Here is a 19629-nt window from a genome sequence, read left to right as displayed (position 1 = left end):
GGGATGGAGTCATGGCGCACACGCTCTTTGTTGTTATGGATGAGCTGGGTTGGCGCCGTTGTATCACCGCCCTGGCGACGGCCCGTAACCATTAAAAGTCATGCGGCCATGAGCTTTAGTCATGACCATTCAAGCAGCCCCGGGGCTCTGCCAGCACCCGCGACGTCGGCGAGGAACGGGAGCGCAACTGCGTGCAAGAACAGGCAGAGCCTGAACACGCAGCCTGGCTGCCCCCCGCCCGGGCAGGCACTTATTCGTCGAGCACGACCTTCGGCAGCGACTACCCAATGTCCGACCAATCTCTTACCATCGGCGCGGTTCACCGGTTGCGCCAGGGAAGGCTCACAGACATTCATCCCTGCCGCGCTTCATCGAAAGTCTCTCTCAGGGTCCACCATGCTCCGCATAATCAAGGCTTGCGCCTTACTGCTGGCCGGCAGTGCAGTTTCCGGCTGTATCAGCCAACCCGCGTCTTTTGTCAGTGCCCCCTTGCAACCCGCAGTCAACCAACCCACGAGCTATCTGGTGGGTTCCATCGGTCCGCAGTACCTGGCCAACGGTGGTGCCGCCACCAACCTGCGCCTGCTGTTTCGCAAACGCGGCTCGATCAATGGCGCCGCCGCGCTTTGGCAAAGTGACCCACGGCCAACACCTGCCGATATCCTGGAACCGCGTGCCGCCGGCAGTGTGTTCGTCATGCCGCTCAAACCCGGTGACTACGAGTTCTACAACTTCCAGTTCTGGTCCATGGTCTATGCCCCGGGACTGGGATCACGCCTGCAATCACAGGAAGCACGAGAAGAGTTCGTCCTGCCGCTGCGCCTGGAAGCAGGCAAGGCGTATTACATTGGCGAGTTCCGCTCGATCTGCAGTCAAGTGACCCTCTGCTTCTTTGCCTGGAGCAACCAGATGCCCCGGGACGCTGCTATCGCGCAACGCCAGGTGCCGGGCTTGCCGGACCTGCAGTTGCTGACGCTGGACCTGGACCAGGCCAAGCCCTACATCCTGCCCCTGGACAAGCATGCCAAGACCACTGCGGAGCTTCGCCCATGAAATCCAGACTGACGCTCTGTGCCCTGATGTTGCTCGGTGGTTGCACGGCAACCGACACCTTGCCAGACCATTCGCTAGCCGAAGGCCAAGCCTACTTGAAGCCCTTGTACGTGATGGTTGATGACCCACTGCACGCGGCCCAATTGCGCAATGCCCTGCGTGCCACGGGGGTGTTCGAGAATGTCCAGGCCGGCACCGGGCAACCCGGCGACTACAGCGCCCGGATCCAGTTCAACACCGAGCGCGACATGCCACCGATGCCGCTGATCTTCCTCAGTGCCGCCACGCTGTTCCTGCTGCCGATCCCCAACGGCATCGACACCCACACCGACATCACCCTGCTGCACCAGGGCAAGCCGCTCAAGCAGTACAGCTATCGCAACCTCACGCACAAATACACCTGGCTGCTGGACCAGGGCGGGGAAATGCAGGAGCAGAACATCCAGCGCATCGCCCGTGCCTTCGCCGGCGAGCTGCAACAGGATCGCCTGTTGCCCACGGCGGAGCCGGCACAATGAAGCGGATCGGCGTGAATGCCCTGCTGTGCGCCAGCCTGTTCATCGGCGGCTGCGGCACCCAGATGCAACCGCTGGAATACCGCAGCCAACAGCCCTATGTGCCGTTGACCCTGGACCTGGGGCCGGCAAAAAACCGCTTCGATGAACAGGAACAACGGGAAACCCTCTCGGCACTGCGCAATACCGGGGCCTTTTCGTTTCTCGATGGTGGTTACAGCCGCAGCGGCTACAGCCTGCTGATCAGCGAACCGGGAGGCAAGAGCGCGGGTTTTCTGGGAGCGCTGAACGCCATCACCCTGCTGACCTTCCCCCTGCCGTACTCTTACCAGAGCAATCTGCGCGGCAGCCTGCTCAAGGACGGCCAGCTACTCAAGACCTACACCTACCGTCGCGAAGGCTACAGCGTCGCGGCCTGGTATGTACCGCCAGTGCAAATCGAAAGCCGTCGGGAAATGCTCGATGAACTGCTGCGAGACCTGGCACGGGATCGCTTGATTCCCCTGGAGAACCCACGCTTATGATCGACAGCCTTTACCAGGGTGGCTGCCTGTGCGGGCAGATTCGCTTCGAGGCGCGGGGGCCGGCAGAAAACCCCCACAGCTGTTCGTGCAAATTCTGCCAGCGTCATACCGGCGCCCTGACCGCGGCCTGGGTCGAGTTTCCCCGAGAACAGGTGACCTGGACCGGCCCGGGCGGCGCCCCTGCGCACTTTCGCTCATCGGACTATTCCAGCCGGGCGTTCTGCCCGCAGTGCGGCAGCTCCCTCGGCGCCCTCGACGATGCGCCGACCGTGGCCTTGTTGCTGGGTTGTTTTGACCAGAACCATGATCCCGCGCTGCTGCCAAGCGCTCACGCATTCAACGATCAATGGCCGGACGGCTGGCGGCCCATGTCGTCCCCTGAAAGCGCCAGCTGAGGAGCAAAGCGGTGTTCAAGTCACTGTTTGGAAAAACCGCCCGCGGCGCCGAAGAATTGTCCGTGCAAACCGCCAGCCTGCGCTATAGGGGCGATCCTGCTGGCAATGGGGTGGAGCCGGCGCGCTATGAGTTGGCCAAGCGCCTGGCCGCCCATCCGCAGGTCGACAATGCCTGGCTGGCACGCGTCGAACACAGCGCCGAGGCGCAGGTGCGCCTGGCCCTGATTCTCCAGGCGCCGTCGTTGCCTGCCCAGGAGCGCGGTGCCGTTGCTGCAGGCTGCGCCGGGGTACTGGCGCTGGACATCATGTTCCTCGAAGGCTTGCCGCAGGCTTTCAGGACGCAACTGCAAGCAGGCTCCAGGCCGTTGTATGTCGAGGGCTGCCAGCTGTTTCACTGTCCGGTGCTGCTGGATGTGAACCGCAGCAATCACCTGCCAGCCGAATGGAGTGCTGCGGTATGCACCCTGTATGTGGCCGATCTTGACCCTGAACGGGCCCTGCTCCGGGCGGCCCGCCATGTCAGTGAACAGGGCCTGGGTTACGCCGGAGTGCAGGATAACCGGATCAGCCAGCTGGAGATCGAGCGCTGGTGGGACGGGCACGTGCTGCTCAACTGGGCGGCGCAGCAGGAGCACTTCCCGACGCAGCAAGAGATCCACAGCCTGGTGCGCTGCGCCGGCCTGTTCCAGGGGCCGACCCTGGGCTGGAATGACAGCGGCGGCAGCCGGCCATGAGCACACCTCGGGAACGCCTGCTGGCCCTGGCGCTGTATGAAATCCGCCTGCTCCTGTCCCACAGGCTGGGAGACCTCGAATCAGACGATCCGGCCGGCGCCGTGGCTGCCCATCTGGCCTACGCCCTGCACAATCGGGCGCTGGAAACGTTGGACGGTCACGACTTCGATATCCAGCAAGCCATTGCCAGCGTCGAACACATCGACACGCTGTTCGGCAGCCAGGGTTGCCGGAGACTGGCCGAACAGATGCGGGCAGCAACCGCAGGGGCGGAGTCGACGGCTCCCCCGGACATTAACAGAGTGAACAAGCACCATGACTGAAGCACCACAGAACCCGGGTGAAAGCATCGGTTCAAGGATCTGGGGCTGGTACGGCGCCGACCAATACCGGCTGATCATCCTGGTGAGCGAACTGCAACCAGCCTTGGAGTTCCTGGTTCTGGATGCCGAGGGGCAACGGGACAACATCGGCTGCTGCGCCGAATGCAACCTGTGGTCCGACTACCTGGAATACCTGGCGCTGTTCGTCAAAGACTTTCCGCCACGCCTGGAGCCCGGACTGCATCAGGCGCTGCAAGCCTTGCTGGGCGCCTGTGAGCAATTGAGCCCCGGAGCCTACGGCACCCTGGACAGCAACGGTTTCGAGCATCCTGACTGGCAGCCGCTGCGCCAGGCGGCCAGCGCGGCGTTGGTGCGCCTGGACTGCTAGGCCCTGCGGGATGACCTGCCCGGCCTTGCCGAGGAATGTCGGGCAGCCCTGCGCAAGTGGCCGGACTGAAGTCGCTCGGGGCCACTTCCCTGCGACATGAGGCACAGGCCGGTGCCCGCCTCCTGAGCACCTCACCCTGCGGATCGCGCCCGCACTTGCCAGGCACAAGGACCTGCACTCGGCCTGGGGCCATCTGTCTGCGCAAAAGATGAAAAACCAGGCTCCACAATGCCGCCGAAGGCATCACGGGACCTGGCGGGATCGCAGGGATCAGGCAGCAAGGCCGGCAGCCAATCTCAGGCCGGAACCCGCGGCAGTGCGCGTTTGTGAGCGGTTCGCGCATAGGCGCTTTCAATCAGGCTACGCACCGCCTCGGGCACTGTTTCCCCCATCAGGTAGGCGTCGATCTGTTGGTAGCTGCAACCATAGGCGTCTTCGTCCAGCTTGCCCGGAGCCAGTTCCTCCAGGTCCGCGGTGGGCGCCTTGTACACCAGATGCCCTGGCGCGCCGAGGGCCTCGGCCAGCAGCCGCACCTGGGTCTTGGTCAGCCCCGACAGCGGGGCCAGGTCGCAGGCGCCGTCGCCGTACTTGGTGAAGAAACCCATCAGAGCCTCGGCGCCGTGGTCGGTACCCACCACCAGGCCGTTGCTGAAGTTGGCCACCGCGTACTGGGCCAGCATCCGCGCCCGGGCCTTGACGTTGCCCTTGACGAAGTCCGTGAGGGCCGGCGAAGGCTGCAGGCCGTCGATCCGCACCTGGTTCATCAGGCCCTCGACGCTGTCGGCAATGTTGCAAGTGCTCACCGCGTCGGGGCCTATGAAGTCCAGGCAAGCCTGGGCATCACTTTCATCCGCCTGTTGCCGATAAGGCAGGCGCATGGCGATGAAACGGGTCTCCTGCCCCGCGGCGCGCATCTGCTCCACCGCCAACTGGCACAGGCGGCCGGCGGTCAGGGAATCCACCCCGCCACTGATGCCCAGTACCAGGGTGCTGCAGCCGGAGTCGCGCAGTACCTGCTGGATAAAGGCCACACGCCGGGCGATCTCGGCGGCCTCGCCACCGCGAACCAGTTGCCGGTCGATGCCCAGTTCCCGGGCGATGCGTGCTTGGGTTGAATTGCTCATGTCAGGCCTCCAGGGGCGAGTGGGCAAGATCGACGTTGAACACCTGGGCCGCGTACCGGAGGAACGACGGGTCTTCGCAGACGTTCTTGATCGGGTCGTCGGAGAACTTCACCACCGGTTCGCCATGCACCCGCACCAGCTTCATCACGATGCTCAGCGGCTCCACGCCCTCCACATCGCAGGCCAGGCTGGTGCCCATGCCGAAACCGAAGCGGGCCTGGCCACGCACGTGGCGCAGGATCGGCAGGCATTTCTCGAAGTTCAGGCCATCGGAAAACATCAGGTCCTTGGTCCGCGGGTCGATGCCCAGTTCCCGGTAGCGGGCCAGGACCTTGTCGGCCCAGAGGATCGGGTCCCCGGAATCCTGGCGCAGGCCGTCGTAGAGCTTGGCGAAGTACAGGTCGAAGTCCTTGAGGAAGAAATCGGTGCTGATGCAGTCGGTCAGGGCAATGCCCAGGCGCCCGCGGTACTCGTGCACCCAGTTCTCCAGGGCCGCGTTCTGGCTCTCGCGCAGCCGCCCCAGTTGCTGGTGCACCATCAGCCATTGGTGGGCCATGGTGCCGATCAGTGGCAGGTCGAACTCGTAAGCCAGGTGCGCATTGCTGGTGCCGACGAAGACCCCGGGGAAATCGCTGCGCATGATCTTTACCACTTCGCGCTGGGCCTTGAACGACAGGCGCCGGCGGGTAGAGAAATCCGAGACGCGGAACTCGGCAAGCTCGTCGCGGCTGGCGTTTTTCTCCAGCCATTCGAACTTCTGGTAGAGCCGGCGAGTGACATCCTCAAGCTCCACCTCGGGGTACTTATCGCGGTTGCGCAACTCGCTGACCATGGCCAGCACCGGCTGCTCGAACATGATGCAGTGCAGCATCGGGCCGCGGACGCGGATGCTCAGTTGGCCGTCGACCGCCGCCACGTGGATGTAACGCAGGTTGAAGCGGAACAGACCGAGGAACTGTTCGAAGTCAGGGGTCAGGTATTCACGAAAGCGCTTGTTGAACAAAAAGCGCTGTTCGCCTTCGCGCATCTGCAGGCCGGCGAGCTTTTCCAGTTCCTGGCGGATCTCGGGGATCAGGTGCACCAGGGACTCTTTGGAGCGAACGATGAACTGGTATTCCACGTCCACATTGGGGTGCTGGTGCAACACCGCCTGCATCATGGTGAAGGTGTAGTAGTCGGTATCCAGCAGGCTCTGGATCACGCCGTTGTTGCGGTCAAATGCACTTTCCATGGTGACTCCTCAAGCCTTGGCCAATCTGGCGGTTTCTTCGCGGGTCGCGGCAACCGTGATGCCCGCTTGTTGCATGTCGGCGATGGCCTGGGTAGCGCCCTCGGCGCTGATGGCCCGGCACGCCGGCAGGTGGATGAGCACCTTGAAACCGGCAGCGGCCAGTTGCAGGGCAGTAGTCTTGACGCAGAAATCCAACGCCAGGCCGCCGACTATGACTTGCTGTACGCCCTGGCCCTTGAGGTACTCGATGACCCCGGTGGACAGCTTGCCGTGCAGGTCGTGGTAGCAGGCGCCATAGGGGTGCAGGTCCGGCTCCACGCCCTTCCACACGAAGTAGTCGTAGTCATAGGGCGCAGGCAGTTCGTCCAAAAGGGTGAAGCCTTCAGTGCCCGGAACGCAGTGGCTGACCCAGGTCAGATCGGCATGTTCAAGGCCCGTGGGCTGGAGCATCTGGGCGTGCCCGGCCACCACCCAAGGCGCCTGGGGGCTGTGGGCGTCCTTGCTGCCGATACGCAGGCTGGCCAGGGTCGCCATGAAATTCAGCTCGCCGCCGATGCGATCGCCTTCAGCCACGGGCAACTCGTCCGGGCACAGCGGGGTAAAGCTCTTTTGCGCATCGACATCGAAGGAAGCGGTCTTCATCGTTTGGCTGTTCATGCTGGGTCTCTCCTCTGCACGGAGCACAAAGTACATGTCATGTACTTTCATAGCAAGACCCTGCAGGTTTTATTTTTCTCGAACCAAATTCAATAACCACGCACAAATAAGGTGCAGAAGATTATTTCCCACTGACAAAAGCGATGATAAGGTACACGTCATGTACCAAATGAGGAAAAGCAGATGTTTGAACTGGCCCTCTATGGCGGCGCCTTCAACCCGCCCCACGCCGGGCACGCCCAGGTGATGCTCGAAGCCGCCCTCCATGCCCGCCGGGTACTGGTAGTGCCCAGCTTCCGCCACCCGGACGGCAAGCGCATGGCCGACTTCGAGCAGCGCGCCGGCTGGTTGCAGGCAATCACCGCGCACCTGCAGCCAGAGTGCGACGCCGAGCTGGCGGTCAGCCGCCTGGAACGGCAACTGGCCCTGGCAGACCCGGGCCCGGTCTACAGCTTCACCCTGTTGCAACGCCTGGCCGACGACCTGGCCCTGGACGGCAAACGCATCGCCCTGGTGGTGGGCGAAGACGTGGCGCGCCAGTTGCCCAGGTTCCATCGCGGCGAGGAACTGCTGCGGCGCTTTTCCGTCCTCTGCATCGAAGAGCAGCCCGGGGTGCGCAGCAGCGTGTTGCGCCAATGCCTGGCCCGTGGCGAAACGCCGCCCAGGCAATGGCTGGCCCCGGGAATGAATCCGCTAAACTACGGCCTCTACGCCGTCCACGGAAGTTGATATGCACGACCGCACCACCCTCCCCAGCGCCTACCTGCACACCATCGACCTGTGCCTGCTGCGCTATCACCGCGAACGCGGCGAGCTGCAGATCCTCCTCCATCAACGGGATGCCGAGCCCTTCGCCGGGCACTGGGCGCTGCCGGGCATCGTGGTCAACGGCGACGTCGAAGACCGCAGCCTGAATGACGCGGTGGAACGCCTGCGCCGTTCGAGCAAGGTGGACATGCCCCTGGCCTGGCTGGAACAGGTGGGCACGGTGGGCGACGCCTTTCGCGACCCGCGCTGCTGGTCGTCCTCGACCTTCTACCTGGGGATCCTCAGCGAGCCGGTGGAGCCCGCCGCGCAACAGGGCTTCTTCGCCCTCGGCGAGGTGGCCAGCGGTGCCTTCAAGCTGCCCTTCGACCACAACGCCCTGGTAGCCCAGGTGCACGAGCGGCTGTTTTCCAAATCCCTGTACAGCAGCCTGCCGCTGATGTTTCTCGGCAACGAGTTCAGCGCCCCCGAGGCGGTGAGCATCTTCTCCCTGGTGCTGCAGCGTCCGGTGCTCAAGACCAGCATCCGCCAGCGCCTGCTGAAGATGAGCGAGGCCGGCTACCTGCGCGACACCGGGCGCAAGAAGAGCGGCGACGGCGGCCGGCCTCAGGCCACCGTGGAGCAGCTCAAGCCCGCCGAGCTGTATTTGTTCGATCGTTGTTTCCTGGAGTGATAGCCCCCATGAGTTCCACCCCCGACACCCAGTGCCTGCTGGAAACCCCGTACTTCAAGGTGGTCCGTGAAAACGGCTACTTCATCATCAAGGAAGCCCAGGCGGTGAACGGCGTCGTGGCCGTGCCGACCCTGGCCGATGGCCGACTGATGCTGGTCAACCTGCGGCGCCGGGCCATCGGCGGCCAGTCCATCGAGTTTCCCCGGGGCGCCATCGATGTCGGGGAAAGCGCCTGCGACGCGGCGGCCCGGGAACTGCTGGAGGAAACCGGCTGGCAAGCCTCAGAGGTACGCCAGCTGGGGCTGCTGCACAGCAACACTTCGCTGATCGCCAGCGCCGTGGCGGTGTGCCAGGTGCAGATCGCCGAGCAGCAGGCCGCCGCCACCGATGGCGAAGTGGACCATGTGCTGTGGGCCAGCCGCCAGGAGTTGCTGGCAATGATCGCCGCCGGCCAGATCACCGATGGTCACACGCTGTCGGCAGCGATGATGCTGCTGGCCAACGAGTCGGCCTGACGCCCCCACTTCTCCAGGGCAAAGTCGACAAAGCTGCGCAGCTTGGGCAGGCGATAGCGGTCCTGGGCATAGAGCAGGTGCATCGTCCGAAAGGGCAACTGATAGTCCTGCAGCACCGGCACCAGCCGGCCCTGCTGCAGGTCTTCCTCCACCAGCGCATCGGGCATCATCACCAGCCCCAGGCCACCCCGCGCCGCACGATGCAAGCCGGACGAGGTGTTGGCCAGCAATGACCCCGACACCGGAATCTGCACATCGCCTTCAGGCCCGCGCAACGGCCACAGGGTGGCGGTGGCGCTCCACTCATCACCGGCCGGGTAGGCAAATGCCAGACAGTTGTGCCGCTGCAGGTCCTCGGGGACCTGGGGCGTGCCGCAGCGCTCCAGATACTCCGGCGCAGCGCAGATCGTCAGGGTGTAGTCCTGCAGGCGCCGGGCAATCAGCGAGGCGTTGTCCAGGTTGCCCAGGCGCACCGCCACATCGAAGGTGCCATCGGTCAGGTCGAAGCGCTGGTTGGCCAGGGTCAGCTCGACCTTGACCTGGGGGCAGCGCTGGCGGAACTCGTCCAGCGCTGGCGCCAGGCGTTCGGTGCCGAAGGTCAGGGGTGCGGTGATGCGCAACGTACCGGTGGGTTCGCCCTGGGCCTGCTCCGCCAGGCGCTCGGAATCCGCCACCAGCCCCAGCACCGCCAGGCAGCGCTGGTAGTAGTCACGGCCAAAATCGGTAAGCCGCTGGCGCCGTGTCGTGCGGTTGAGCAGACGCACCCCGAGGCGCTGCTCCAGGGCCCGCAGGTGATTGCCCACCATGGTGGTGGACATGCCGCACTCCCGGGCCGCGGCGGTCATGTTCCCCGCCTCCACCACCTTGACGTACACCGACATTGCCTGGAACAGATCCATTATCAACCCTGACTTCAAGATTATTAAAGAAATAGCGAGTTTATCTAGCCTGGGTGGCTAACGATACTGATAGCACACCCCCAAGATGGAGCTACCCGCCATGACCGCCGCCTGCCTGATGAGCACCTACCAACCCCTCGCGCTGAGCTTCTGCAAAGGCCTGGGCAGCCGTCTCTGGGACCAGGCCGGGCGAGAGTACCTGGACGCCATCGCCGGGGTCGCGGTGACCGGTATCGGCCACAGCCACCCACGGCTGGTCGGCGCCATCAGCGAACAGGCCGGCCTGCTGCTGCACAGCTCCAACCTCTACGACATCCACTGGCAGCAGCAACTGGCCGCCAAGTTGACCCAGTTGAGCGGCATGGACCGGGCGTTCTTCAACAATTCCGGGGCCGAGGCCAACGAGACCGCCCTCAAGCTGGCACGCCTGCACGCCTGGCACAAAGGCATCGAGCAGCCCCTGGTGGTGGTCATGGAAAACGCCTTTCATGGCCGGACCCTGGCCACCCTGGCCGCCAGCGACGGCCCGGCAGTGCGCCTGGGCTACGGCCAGTTGCCAGGCGGTTTTCTCAAGGTGCGCTTCGGCGATCTGGCCGCCCTGGAATCGGCCGTCGCCGAGCATGCTCCACGCATCTGTGGCGTATTGATGGAGCCGATCCAGGGGGAAAGCGGCATCCAGCTGGCCCCACCCGGCTACCTCAAGGCCGTGCGCGAGCTGTGCACCCGGCGCAACTGGCTGTTGATGCTCGACGAGATCCAGAGCGGCATCGGCCGCACCGGGCGCTGGTTTGCCTGCCAGCACGAAGACGTGGTGCCGGATGTGATGACCCTGGCCAAGGGCCTGGGCAACGGCATTCCCATCGGCGCCTGCCTGGCCCGGGGCAAGGCTGCCCAGCTGTTTACTCCGGGCAGCCACGGCAGCACTTTCGGCGGCAACCCCCTGGCCTGCCGCGCGGCCTGCACCGTACTGGACGTCATCGAGGACCAGCAGTTGCTGGCCAACGCCGAACAGCGCGGTGCCCAACTGCTGCGGCGGCTGCGCGAGGAACTGGCGGCGCATCCGGCGGTGCGGGAGATTCGTGGGCTGGGGCTGATGGTGGGTATCGAACTGCGGCAGCCGGCCCGAGAGCTGGTGCAGGTCGCCGCCCGTGACCACGGGCTGCTGATCAATGTCACCCGGGGCACCACCATCCGCCTGCTGCCACCCTTGGTGATCGATGGGCAGGAAGTGGAGATGATCGTCGATGGGCTGCGTCAGACCCTGGAGGCGCTCTAGCCTGGGCGAGGCGGGGCAATGCAGTCGGCAGGCACCGGGGCGGTCAGCGCCTGCCCCGGCCTCCGCCCATGGGCTTCAGTCGTCCAGCGCCTTGGGCGCTGCGGCGGGCTTGGCCGCCTTGCCGGCCTTGGCATTGGCCGGCTTGGCCTCCGGCTCGGGGGCCGGAGCCGGCGCTGCGGCCTGTTTCTCCGCCGCCGGCAACTGGTCGACGGCACTGAAGACTTCCTTGAGCTCGGTGGCCCCGGAGTGCTCCAGCTTCTTCTCGCCGTCCTTGCCCACCAGGATCACCTTGGTCTGCGCCCCGGCGCCCAGCTTGAGGCTGCGGATCAGGGCCATGGTGGATTGCGGGTCGATGTCCTTGCCATCGCGCTGGCCGATGGTGTTGATCACCGTGTACAGGACCATGTTGCGTTCGTTGAAGGCTTGACGGGTGGCCGGCTCTTCCAGGGACTTCTTCAGGCTCACCAGGGTCGGGTCCACGGTGCTGGGGGCAATCACGATCAGTGGCCGTGACTTACCCAGGTCCTGGGTCAATGGGCCGTCGTTGTCGGCCGCCAGGACAGGGCCGGCAACAGCGAGCAGAGTAGCGAAGGTCAATGACCGAATGAACATGCGTCTCTCCTTATGTTTTCCACGCAGTAATGATTGCGCATTGCGGGAAAAGGTCCAGGCCGGGACTCAAAATCTGACATTTTTTTGCCCACGGCGCAGCGCTGGTCGTCGGCTTGCCACAGGCCGCGCACGACCGGGGCTCGCGCCCTTCCAGCGGTCGGCACAACCAGGTTCGCGGTAAGGTTTTGTTGCATATGCAGCAGGAGCGCAGCCCGACAACGACGCCCCTGCAGCACTCGTTCCAACAGCCTTGCGCCCGTTCTTTAATATTCGAATCAATACAACAGCGGCCCTGGGTTGTTTATAAGAATCGCTGCACGACACATTCAACCCACACAATTCCAGCGCTCTTAACAACCATTGAAACGAACCACTCGCAGAACCTCCGGCAACAATCAACAAGAAGATTCCGAAAGTTTGAAACTTATACCTAAAGTGTCATTTTTCAAACGTCAGAAAACAGGCGCGAGTTCCCTACCCCGATAGAAAAATCGGTCTATATCAAGGCTTACAGAGGCCTCTAAGTTTATTGCCACAGCCCACGCCACGGGCCGCCGCGGCCTTTTAACTGCTGCCCTGCAACAACTCTAAGTTACATGCCCAGGCCTGCTTGAATTGCAGCAGACAATGATCTGGAGCAAATAACCGAAGCCATCACTACTTGTTCTTTTATTGCCGAGGGAACTATAGTGCGGCGCGGCACGGACAGCCCGATACGGCACAACTATAAAGCGGCAACTCGCCCTATTACCGAACACTATCCCTTACGGGTTTTTTCGAATGAGCGTCCGATACCGATGATCCCCCTCCTCATCTGCGATGACTCGAGCATGGCCCGCAAGCAGGTGCTGCGGACCTTGCCCAGCGAGTGGCGGGTGTCCGTGACCCAGGCCTGCAACGGGCGCGAAGGCCTGGAAGCCCTGCGCCGCGGGCTGGGCAAGGTGGCGCTGCTGGACCTGACCATGCCCGTGATGGACGGCTACCAGGTCTTGAGTGCGGTGCAGGAAGAAGGCATCGAGGCGCAGATCATTGTCATCTCCGGCGACATTCAAGAAGAAGCCGTGCGCCGCACCCGCGAGCTGGGCGCACGGGCCTTCCTCAAGAAGCCCTTCGACCCGCAGCAACTGCGCGCCCTGCTCAACGAACTGCAACTGCTGGACAGCACTGACACCAAGCCACTGGCAGCCCCTTCGCCAGCACCGGTGGTGACCTTTCGCGACGCCTTCCGGGAAACCGTCAACGTTTCCATGGGCTACGCCGCGGCACTGATCGCCAAGGTCCTGGATGTCTTCGTGCACCTGCCGATTCCCCACGTCAATGTGCTGGAAGCCGGCGAATTGCAGATGCTGCTGGCCGATGCCAACCGCGCCCGGCAACTGACCGCCATCTGCCAGAGCTACATCGGCAGCGGCATCGCCGGCGAAGCCTTGCTGATGTTCTACGACTCCGAAGTGGCCGACATCGCCCAGTTGATAGAGCAAGGCACCGACCCCTACCAGGAAATGGAAGTGCTGATCGACCTCTCTAGCGTGCTGATCGGCGCCTGCCTGAGCAGCATCGCCGACCAGCTGGACGTGTTCTTTTCCGTGGGCCATCCCCAGGTACTGGGGGAACACACCACCATCGACGAGCTGATCGTGCTCAACCAGCAGCGCTGGAAAAAGACCCAGGCGGTGGAAATCAGCTACAGCCTGGAAGAACAGAACATCCACTTCGACCTGTTGCTGTTGTTCACCGAAGGCTCCATGGCCTTGCTGGAACAGAAGCTCGCCTACCTGATGAGTTGAGCCATGCCTAAGAGAATGGATTTCAGTGAATTGCACTGGTTGCTGGCGGTGGTCCAGAGCATCGACGTGGGTATCGTCGTGCTCGACCTGGAGTGCCGGGTCCAGGTGTGGAACAGCTTCATGGAGAACCGCTCCGGAGTGCCCTCCAAGCAGGCCATCGACCAGTCGTTCTTCGAGCTGTTCCCCGAGGTCGAGCGACCCTGGTTCACCCGCAAGGTGGGGCGCGTGGTGGCCCTCGGCACGCCGGCCTTCACCATCTGGAAGCAGCGGCCGTACCTGGTGCATTTCAACAACTACCAGCCGATCACCGGCCAGGGCGAGTTCATGTACCAGAACACCACCCTGCTGCCGCTGCGTTCTTCCAACAGCGAGATCCACCACGTCTGCCTGGTGATCTACGACCTGACCGACGTGGCAATCAACAGCCTGGCCTTGCAGAAGGCCAACCAGCAGTTGCAGCACCTGTCGCGCACCGACCACCTGACCCAGCTCTACAACCGCGGCCACTGGGAACAGCGCCTGCAGTTCGAATACAGCCGCCACGGCAGCAGCATCGCCCTGCTGATGCTGGACATCGATCACTTCAAGTCGATCAACGACCGCCATGGGCACCAGGCCGGCGATGCAGTGATCAAGCGCGTCTCCGAGCTGATCCACCAGCATGTGCGCGACAGCGACGTGGCCGGGCGCTATGGCGGCGAGGAGTTCGCCATTCTCCTGCCCCACACCGACCTTGCCGGGGCCCGCACCCTGGCCGAGCGCTTGCGCCAGTCGGTGGAAGAGCAGGAGGTGATCCACAACGGCCAGGCCATCGCCTTCACCATCAGCCTGGGCATCGCCTGCCTCGACCGTCCGGCCCGGGATCATCGCTGCCTGATCGAGTGGGCCGACCAGGCGCTGTACGCCTCCAAGCGCGCCGGGCGCAACCGGGTCAGTACCTACGCGCCTTGAACGGCAGCACTGGAAAAACCTGAAAAAAACTCGCTCCCGAGGGATAAACTGCGCGCTTTTCCGGTCCATCCCCCGGTCTGCTACGCCTTTCCCAGCGCCACAAGGAGTCCTGCGCGCATGTCCCAGTCGAATTCGAACCACTCCCCGCAAGAGCAATGGCAGCAAGCCGTGCTGACCTATGCCCGCGACATCAATCGCTATGTCGAGACCGGCAACCGCGACGGCTGGAAGGGCTTGAAGGAACCGCACTTGCCCGATACCGAGCACCTGCTGCCAGACTGGCAGGCGGCCCTGGAAGCGAGCAACCAGGAGCCCTACGACGCAGCCCGGCGCCAGGCATTCCGCCAGGAGTGGCCGCCGGCGCACTTCCCATTGTCGCCACGCCTGGAAAGCCAGGGACGGATGATTCCGACCCTGGCCCTGTTGCCGGACGGCAGCCTGCTGGCGCGCATCGGCGCACCTTACGAGGCTGGCGAGGTGGTGCATATCGACGACGCAAGGATCCAGACCCTGGAGCAGGTGGAAGGCTTCGGCATGTGCCCCCAGCGGCGCTATTTCGCTTGGGCCCGGGCTGACGGCATCCAGCTCACCGACGGCTGGAACGGGCCAGAGGTGGCAAGTTTTGCCTGGCCCGATCCCCACGCGAACCTGCCGGCGGGGGTGGCGCTTGAAGACACCGGGCGCCCTCGCCCCAGCAGCCTGATTCCCTTCCCTGACGGGCGCCGGGTACTGCTGGTGAGCTCCGACGGCATCTTCGTCCTGCAGGCCGAGGGCGCCACGCGCCTGCTGCCGAGCCTGGAAGACCTGCAGCAAGAGCTGGCCGATGGCGTCGCCCCCGAGGACCTGGGCATCGGCCTGAGCATGGAGCATGGCGCGGTGTCGCCCGATGGCCAGTGGATCGCCGTGGGCGAGCAAAGCAGCTCGCACCTGGTGTTCGATGCAAGGTTGCAACGGGTAGCGCAGATCGGCCCCGCCAGCGAGTACCCGCATTTCGCCCATTTCAACCAGCGCGGCGATCGCCTGCTGCTCAATGCCTGCCACTTCTATGGCGGTGCCAGCGTGGGAGTGGCGGTGGCCGACCTGCCAGGGCTGTCCACCGATTTCTACAGTGACGATGCGCGCACCCCGGTGCTGCAGGAAGGTGCCCGGGTGTATGCCGCGGCGTCACGGGGCGACGAATTCATCATCGGCGACGCCTACGGCTACCTGCGGGCCTTCAGCGAAAACGGCGAGGAACGCTGGCAGCACTATATCGGCTCGACCCTCACCGCCATGGACATCAGCCCCGATGGCAAGACCCTGGTGGCCGCCACCTATGCCGGGATCATCGTCAAGCTTGACCTGGACGCCGGGCGCCCGGATTGGCAGATCGGCACCGGCGAGCACCTTGAAGTGCAGCGCTGGCTGTTCTGGAAGGACTTCGCCAAGCCGCTGCTGTGGTGACCGGGGGTTAAACCGGCGGGCGCGAGAAACTCACTTGCAGTTGCAGGTGATCCGGATCGTCGATCGCCCGCAGGTACTCCTCCACGCTGACCTCGCCGGCACTGGACCGGGCCCCCGGGGCCGGCACATGGCCGGCGAGCAGCTTGTGCACCACCGCCACCGCCGCGCAGCTGGGAATCTCCGGCCCGTGGTCATGGGTTGCGGTGAGCTGCACGCTCATCGACAGTGGCTGGCCGTCCTGGCCCAGGCCGTGCACGTCGATGTACAGGGCACTGAGCCCATCTCCGAAACCTTCGAACCAGGTGCCGCAGCGATGCAGGCGCGCCGCCCAGGGCGCCGGGTCGCGCACCAGGCCGAGCTTCACCGCCTGGGCCAGCAGCGCATTGGCCAACCCGGCGATCTTCAGCCCGGCGCCGGCCTGGAAGCTCAGGGTGTGGGCACCGTAGCGCTCGGCGAACAGATCCAGGTCCGGCACATCGACATTGGCCACCAGCCGCGTGCCCAGCCTGGGCAGCTTGCGCAGGGTCAGGCCCTGCCAGCCGATCACCGGATGCGGCCGGCCGTCCTTGAGTTGCAGGATGGGTTTGCCGGCATAGGCCAGCACGCCCTGGATGGTGGACAGGCCGGGCATCTTCGCCGAGGAGGAAATGCCGTGCTCGATGCGCTCGATGCGGGAAAAACGCTCACGGTGTTCATCGATCATCGCCGCCGACAGGGTCGGCACCGAGCTGCAGCCGCTGAGCAGCGTCACCCCGGCGGCCCGGGCGGCCTCATCCAGAGTGCCAATGCCGCGCACGAACTGGCGACAGTCGGCCAGGTCGCAGTAGTTGACCCCGGCCTCGATGCAGCCCCGGGCCACCGCGTAGGACTGGCCCTGGAACGGCCCGCCGGTATGGATCACCCAGTGCACCTTAAGGGCCTTGAGCGCCGGCACCCATTGCGGCCCCATGGCATCGCCGCACCAGCCTTCGCAGGGCTGCCCGCCTTCAGCCTGCAAGGCCTGAACCTTGGCCGTGAGCTTGTGCGGGTCGCGCCCCGAAATCAGCAGATGCACCCCAGGGGTATGGATCAGATAGCGGCAGACGATGCTGCCGAAATTGCCATAACCACCCACCACCAACACCCTGAGCGCCATTGCCTGCATCCTTGAACTAAGCCGTTGCGCAGCGTGAACGCTGCCATTCGAGGCGCGGCAGCTTGGTGGATTTGCCAGCGCTCGACAAGCCCCCGCCAACCTTCGACATGCCCCCGAAACGCCCCTGGCAAGTGCTTGTAATATTCAGTTAGAAAAAAATGCCAATGCCGGTCCGGCATAATGCTATGCAAAATCCTCATCATCTACGGCCCTGGAGCGTGATAGCCTCGTCCTGCTATGTCGGCCTCGCATAATAAACCCGTCGGTTCGCGCAACCGAACGGGATAAAGACGCCTTGCTACCCACCTTGTTTCATCTTCATCTGCCCAACTAACGTTTCGCTGTGAGCCGCTCTTTCCCCGGCTCGCCAAGGGAACTGATTGCAAAATTTGACTCGACCTCAAGGTCGATCTCTCGATCCTATCTCGGAGCTGTTATGTCCAGGCTTTCCCATCAAGATTTGCGCCGCGGTTTCCGTGAACTGATCGCTTCCAACTCCTGCTACCACACCGCTTCCGTATTCGACCCGATGTCTGCCCGTATCGCCGCCGACCTGGGTTTCGAAGTGGGCATCCTCGGCGGCTCGGTGGCTTCGCTGCAAGTGCTGGCGGCCCCCGACTTCGCCCTGATCACCCTCAGTGAATTCGCCGAACAGGCCACCCGCATCGGCCGCGTGGCGCAGTTGCCGGTCATCGCCGACGCCGACCACGGCTATGGCAACGCGCTGAACGTGATGCGCACCGTGGTCGAACTGGAACGCGCCGGCATTGCCGCGCTGACCATCGAAGACACCCTGCTGCCGGCCCAGTTCGGGCGCAAATCCACCGACCTCATCTCGGTGGCCGAAGGCGTCGGCAAGATCCGCGCCGCCCTGGAAGCCCGGGTTGATCCGGAACTGGCGATCATCGCCCGGACCAACGCCGGCATCCTTCCGGTGCAGGAAATCATCAGCCGTACCCAGCAGTACGAGCGTGCCGGCGCCGACGCCATCTGCATGGTGGGCATCCGTGATTTCGAACAGCTGGAACAGATCTCCGAGCACCTGAGCGTGCCGCTGATGCTGGTGACCTACGGCAACCCGGCGCTACGGGACGATGCGCGCCTGGCCGAGCTGGGCGTGAAGATCGCCGTGGACGGTCATGCCGCCTACTTCGCCGCGATCAAGGCCACCTACGACTGCCTGCGCGAGCAGCGGCAGATCTTCACCCAGGCGTCGGACCTGAGCGCCACCGAACTGGCCCACACCTACACCCAGCCCGAGGAGTACATCGTCTGGGCCAAGGAGTTCATGAGCGTCAAGGAGTAACACCGGCGATTGGCCGGGGTGAGGCGCCACGCCTCAACCCTGGGCCGATTTCAGCGTGCCTTCCACGCAGTCGAGGATCTGCCCGATGGTCCAGGGCTTGCGGATGAAGGACACCGGATAACGCACCCCGGAACTCTCGGGGGTCTCGAAACCCGACATGACCACGATCGGCAACTGCGGCCAGCGCTCGCCGCACAAATTGCTCAGGCTCGCGCCATTGAGGGTGCCGGGCATGGTGATATCGGTCAGCAGCAGGGCCACGTCCGCGGCCTGTTCCTGCAGGAATTCCCAGGCCCGATCCGCGCTGTCCATCGCCTGGGTGGCAAACCCTTCGTCCTGCAGGATCTCGCAGAGAAACTCCAGCACCGTCGGCTCATCCTCCACCACCAGGATCAAACGGGATTGAGCGCCGGGATTGACTGGCGTGGCTGGGTTCATGAGGGTGACACTCCCTGACGGATTGAGGCGGCTACACACAGGACCGCTGACAAGAGTTATGAGCGGCGCCTTGACGATAAATTCATTTACGCTGCAAGGCCGGCGCGTTTTTAGTACCGGTCCGATCCGCACGCGGAAGCGGGCGCCCCGTTCTTTCACCCACGGCAGGAACATCTTCAACCATGCAGTTCGATCCCAAGCGCCTGGCCCAGGCCCGGCATGTGGTGGTATTCAGCGGTGCCGGGGTCTCGGCGGAAAGCGGCATCCCGACCTTTCGTGACGCCCTGACCGGCCTGTGGGAACACTTCGATCCGGCGCGCCTGGCCACCGTGCAAGCCTTTCGCGAAGACCCGGCGCTGGTCTGGGGCTGGTATGAATGGCGACGCCAGAAAGTGCTCCAGGCCCAGCCCAATCCAGCCCATCTGGCCCTGGCCGAACTGGCCCGGCGGGTGCCGCGCCTGACCCTGATCACCCAGAACGTCGACGATCTGCACGAACGCGCCGGCAGCCCCTCGGTGCTGCACTTGCACGGCAGCCTGCACACCCCCAAGTGCTTTGCCTGCAACCGCCCGTTCAAGGGCCAACTGCCCTTGCCGGACTTGCCGGAACAGGGCGCCAGCCTGGAGCCGCCGCGCTGCACCGGTTGCAACGGCAAGATCCGCCCCGGGGTGGTGTGGTTCGGCGAACCCCTGCCCCAGGCGACCCTCAAGGCCGCCTTCAACGCCGCCGAAGAATGCGACCTGCTGCTGTCGGTGGGCACCTCCGGGCTGGTCCAGCCGGCGGCGCGAATTCCCCAACTGGCGCTGCAGCACGGCGCCTGCGTGGTGCATATCAACCCCCAGCCCCAGGCTTGCACCGGCGCCGAGTAATACAGCCTGGAGGGCA

22 protein-coding genes and 1 pseudogene are annotated in these 19629 nt (G+C 64.2%); 16 read left to right on the top strand and 7 right to left on the bottom strand.

Annotated elements, in window-relative coordinates; translation table 11 throughout:
* Positions 1 to 396 precede the first annotated feature (396 nt).
* The 7 genes from AC1RGE_RS02435 to AC1RGE_RS02405 are packed head-to-tail and all read left to right on the top strand — an operon-like array spanning position 397 to position 3932.
* Entirely contained in the window at positions 397 to 1053 is a 657-nt protein-coding gene (locus AC1RGE_RS02435) for a hypothetical protein (protein ID WP_492583224.1), read from the top strand.
* On the top strand, positions 1050 to 1571 hold the full coding sequence (locus AC1RGE_RS02430; RefSeq protein WP_492583222.1) for a hypothetical protein: 522 nt from the start codon (positions 1050 to 1052) through the stop codon (positions 1569 to 1571). The genes AC1RGE_RS02435 and AC1RGE_RS02430 overlap by 4 nt, the downstream gene beginning before the upstream one ends.
* The gene (locus tag AC1RGE_RS02425; RefSeq protein ID WP_492583220.1) at positions 1568 to 2092 is read left to right on the top strand and encodes a hypothetical protein; all 525 of its coding nucleotides are present in this window, start codon (positions 1568 to 1570) and stop codon (positions 2090 to 2092) included. The genes AC1RGE_RS02430 and AC1RGE_RS02425 overlap by 4 nt, the downstream gene beginning before the upstream one ends.
* Positions 2089 to 2487: a GFA family protein gene (locus AC1RGE_RS02420; RefSeq protein WP_492583218.1), complete on the top strand. Its 399-nt coding sequence runs from the start codon at positions 2089 to 2091 to the stop codon at positions 2485 to 2487. The genes AC1RGE_RS02425 and AC1RGE_RS02420 overlap by 4 nt, the downstream gene beginning before the upstream one ends.
* A gap of 11 nt (positions 2488 to 2498) precedes the next feature.
* A complete protein-coding gene (locus tag AC1RGE_RS02415) occupies positions 2499 to 3221 on the top strand; it encodes a hypothetical protein (RefSeq protein WP_492583216.1) in 723 nt (240 codons plus the stop codon).
* Positions 3218 to 3544: a hypothetical protein gene (locus tag AC1RGE_RS02410; RefSeq protein ID WP_492583214.1), complete on the top strand. Its 327-nt coding sequence runs from the start codon at positions 3218 to 3220 to the stop codon at positions 3542 to 3544. Before AC1RGE_RS02415 ends, AC1RGE_RS02410 begins: the two co-directional genes overlap by 4 nt.
* Positions 3537 to 3932 (top strand): hypothetical protein, encoded by a 396-nt coding sequence (locus AC1RGE_RS02405; protein ID WP_492583212.1) that lies wholly within the window; start codon positions 3537 to 3539, stop codon positions 3930 to 3932. Before AC1RGE_RS02410 ends, AC1RGE_RS02405 begins: the two co-directional genes overlap by 8 nt.
* Before the next feature lie 296 nt (positions 3933 to 4228).
* Here AC1RGE_RS02405 and nadE read toward each other — a convergent pair whose 3' ends face one another.
* The 3 genes from nadE to AC1RGE_RS02390 are packed head-to-tail and all read right to left on the bottom strand — an operon-like array spanning position 4229 to position 6944.
* Positions 4229 to 5056 (bottom strand): NAD(+) synthase, encoded by an 828-nt coding sequence (gene nadE / locus AC1RGE_RS02400; RefSeq protein WP_492583210.1) that lies wholly within the window; start codon positions 5054 to 5056, stop codon positions 4229 to 4231.
* A 1-nt stretch (position 5057) separates the two neighbouring features.
* A complete protein-coding gene (gene pncB, locus AC1RGE_RS02395) occupies positions 5058 to 6287 on the bottom strand; it encodes a nicotinate phosphoribosyltransferase (protein ID WP_077933899.1) in 1230 nt (409 codons plus the stop codon).
* Positions 6288 to 6296: 9 nt separating this feature from the next.
* A complete protein-coding gene (locus tag AC1RGE_RS02390; RefSeq protein WP_492583208.1) occupies positions 6297 to 6944 on the bottom strand; it encodes a nicotinamidase in 648 nt (215 codons plus the stop codon).
* Positions 6945 to 7127: 183 nt separating this feature from the next.
* Between AC1RGE_RS02390 and AC1RGE_RS02385 the strand changes: the two genes are divergently transcribed.
* From AC1RGE_RS02385 to AC1RGE_RS02375, 3 genes are read left to right on the top strand one after another with little or no spacing between them, the layout of a single operon-like run.
* Entirely contained in the window at positions 7128 to 7673 is a 546-nt protein-coding gene (locus AC1RGE_RS02385; protein WP_346624136.1) for an adenylyltransferase/cytidyltransferase family protein, read from the top strand.
* Between the two features lies 1 nt (position 7674).
* On the top strand, positions 7675 to 8382 hold the full coding sequence (locus tag AC1RGE_RS02380; protein ID WP_011060761.1) for an NUDIX hydrolase: 708 nt from the start codon (positions 7675 to 7677) through the stop codon (positions 8380 to 8382).
* A gap of 8 nt (positions 8383 to 8390) precedes the next feature.
* A complete protein-coding gene (locus AC1RGE_RS02375; protein ID WP_492583206.1) occupies positions 8391 to 8897 on the top strand; it encodes an NUDIX hydrolase in 507 nt (168 codons plus the stop codon).
* Here AC1RGE_RS02375 and AC1RGE_RS02370 read toward each other — a convergent pair.
* A complete protein-coding gene (locus AC1RGE_RS02370) occupies positions 8849 to 9796 on the bottom strand; it encodes a LysR family transcriptional regulator (RefSeq protein WP_019094420.1) in 948 nt (315 codons plus the stop codon). The two genes, AC1RGE_RS02375 and AC1RGE_RS02370, sit on opposite strands and share 49 nt — an antisense overlap.
* A 100-nt stretch (positions 9797 to 9896) precedes the next feature.
* Between AC1RGE_RS02370 and AC1RGE_RS02365 the strand changes: the two genes are divergently transcribed.
* A complete protein-coding gene (locus AC1RGE_RS02365) occupies positions 9897 to 11072 on the top strand; it encodes an aspartate aminotransferase family protein (protein ID WP_011060758.1) in 1176 nt (391 codons plus the stop codon).
* 75 nt (positions 11073 to 11147) lie between these two features.
* Here AC1RGE_RS02365 and AC1RGE_RS02360 read toward each other — a convergent pair whose 3' ends face one another.
* The gene (locus tag AC1RGE_RS02360; RefSeq protein ID WP_492583204.1) at positions 11148 to 11684 is read right to left on the bottom strand and encodes a DUF4174 domain-containing protein; all 537 of its coding nucleotides are present in this window, start codon (positions 11682 to 11684) and stop codon (positions 11148 to 11150) included.
* Positions 11685 to 12481: 797 nt separating this feature from the next.
* Between AC1RGE_RS02360 and AC1RGE_RS02355 the strand changes: the two genes are divergently transcribed.
* The 3 genes from AC1RGE_RS02355 (at position 12482) to AC1RGE_RS02345 (ending at position 15865) form a co-directional block, all read left to right on the top strand.
* Positions 12482 to 13471 (top strand): response regulator, encoded by a 990-nt coding sequence (locus tag AC1RGE_RS02355; protein WP_072442325.1) that lies wholly within the window; start codon positions 12482 to 12484, stop codon positions 13469 to 13471.
* Between the two features lie 3 nt (positions 13472 to 13474).
* Positions 13475 to 14422: a sensor domain-containing diguanylate cyclase gene (locus tag AC1RGE_RS02350; protein ID WP_011060755.1), complete on the top strand. Its 948-nt coding sequence runs from the start codon at positions 13475 to 13477 to the stop codon at positions 14420 to 14422.
* A 117-nt stretch (positions 14423 to 14539) separates the two neighbouring features.
* Positions 14540 to 15865 carry a YncE family protein gene (locus AC1RGE_RS02345; protein WP_212806238.1) on the top strand — a complete coding sequence of 442 codons (1326 nt, stop codon included), beginning with the start codon at positions 14540 to 14542 and terminating at the stop codon, positions 15863 to 15865.
* A 7-nt stretch (positions 15866 to 15872) separates the two neighbouring features.
* Here the strand turns inward: AC1RGE_RS02345 and AC1RGE_RS02340 are convergent, their stop codons facing one another.
* Positions 15873 to 17000 (bottom strand): saccharopine dehydrogenase family protein, encoded by a 1128-nt coding sequence (locus AC1RGE_RS02340; RefSeq protein ID WP_492583202.1) that lies wholly within the window; start codon positions 16998 to 17000, stop codon positions 15873 to 15875.
* Positions 17001 to 17436: 436 nt separating this feature from the next.
* On the opposite strand from AC1RGE_RS02340, the gene AC1RGE_RS02335 reads away from it, so the two are divergent.
* On the top strand, positions 17437 to 18306 hold the full coding sequence (locus tag AC1RGE_RS02335) for an isocitrate lyase/PEP mutase family protein (protein ID WP_011060752.1): 870 nt from the start codon (positions 17437 to 17439) through the stop codon (positions 18304 to 18306).
* A gap of 33 nt (positions 18307 to 18339) precedes the next feature.
* Here the strand turns inward: AC1RGE_RS02335 and AC1RGE_RS02330 are convergent, their stop codons facing one another.
* Positions 18340 to 18744 (bottom strand): response regulator, encoded by a 405-nt coding sequence (locus AC1RGE_RS02330; protein WP_492583200.1) that lies wholly within the window; start codon positions 18742 to 18744, stop codon positions 18340 to 18342.
* Between the two features lie 182 nt (positions 18745 to 18926).
* Between AC1RGE_RS02330 and AC1RGE_RS02325 the strand changes: the two are divergent.
* Positions 18927 to 19610: pseudogene (locus AC1RGE_RS02325) on the top strand (SIR2 family NAD-dependent protein deacylase); the annotation flags it as partial.
* Between the last annotated feature and the right edge of the window lie 19 nt (positions 19611 to 19629).

Source organism: Pseudomonas sp. GW823-FHT02C05 (assembly GCF_058797595.1).
This window is presented reverse-complemented; position numbering and strand designations above follow the sequence as displayed.